The organism is Elstera litoralis, from assembly GCF_000963705.1.
Taxonomy (GTDB): Bacteria; Pseudomonadota; Alphaproteobacteria; order Elsterales; family Elsteraceae; genus Elstera; species Elstera litoralis.
In genome coordinates, this window is record NZ_LAJY01000920.1 from 1 (window position 1) to 1,056 (window position 1,056).

The following is a 1,056-nucleotide window of genomic DNA, read 5'->3' on the forward strand; positions in this document are numbered from 1 at the left end:
GGAACTGGGATTAAGGCTCTGCCCAATTTTATCCACCGAAACTGCGCAGCGCCCTTTCACTTGTGGACAAGAATGTGGAAACCCGCGTTGAAACCGAGTCTATGTCTTTGTAACACAAAGCACTTCGATTCGTTAAAGCCCTTGGGATAAGCCGGGAAAAACCTCTCAAGAACAGTCTTATCCCCAGTGACAAAAGCGGCCCTCGGGGCTTTTCCCCCAGGGCATCATTGGTGTACCGATCTGAGCGGTGCGGGGAGCGAATCGCCGCGCCGTGGAAAACCCCCGACTTATCCCCGGACCAAGCAATTCTATCCCCAGGGTAGGAGGGTTGAAAACATTAAGGCCCTCTCGGAACAGTGGATGATCCGGGCGACGAGGTGATTTGCCGCGATGGGCCGGGCATAAATCGCGACTCACTGCATCAATTTATTGCTGACGGAATTCTGAAATTTTTACGCGCTTCAGGCTTTTGAGGCAAAAATAAGCAGCGGCTGATGAGCCTTTCACCGGCTGCATGCGTGTTATGCGCCCTGGCCTAAACCCTAGGGTTCAGGCCACATTGGGTAGCGAATCAGGTTTGGAAAAACCCTACCCTTAGCGCGAATCGACTACACTTAAATGACAAGGAGTGGTATGATCCGCTCAGTTTTCGAGCATATGAGCTTAAGCTTACCGGAAGGCCTCGCCTTCTGGGCGCTCATTTTGTGCGATTTCAGCCAGCGACTTCAAGGAGCGGCGGCCGGTTTGGGCCAAGCCTCCTTGTTCGTTTTTCTCACGGGAAGAGCCTCCTGTCTGGCGGCGGCGCTTCTCGGTAAGCGAGCTATAGGCTCGATGGGGTGATGGGACATGGCACAGGAAGGGTTCGACTTTCGGACGGGTGAGTTCGTGGTATATCCAACCCACGGCGTCGGTCAGGTTATGACCACCGAAACACAAACGATTGCTGGGCATGAGCTGAAGGTAATCGTGATTTCGTTCGAAAAAAGATCGGATGACGCTGCGCCTGCCGGTTACCAAAGCCCGCACATCGGGCCTGCGCCGCCTGTCGTCGGAAGA

General features: G+C 54.3%; 1 protein-coding gene and 1 pseudogene. Both read left to right on the forward strand.

What is annotated here, in order from left to right; translation table 11 throughout:
- Positions 1–633: 633 nt before the first annotated feature.
- Complete coding sequence (locus VZ95_RS20735) at positions 634–840, forward strand: hypothetical protein (RefSeq protein ID WP_045777555.1); 207 nt, start codon at positions 634–636, stop codon at positions 838–840.
- A gap of 6 nt (positions 841–846) precedes the next feature.
- Positions 847–1,056, forward strand: a pseudogene (locus VZ95_RS26355) (CarD family transcriptional regulator); the annotation flags it as partial.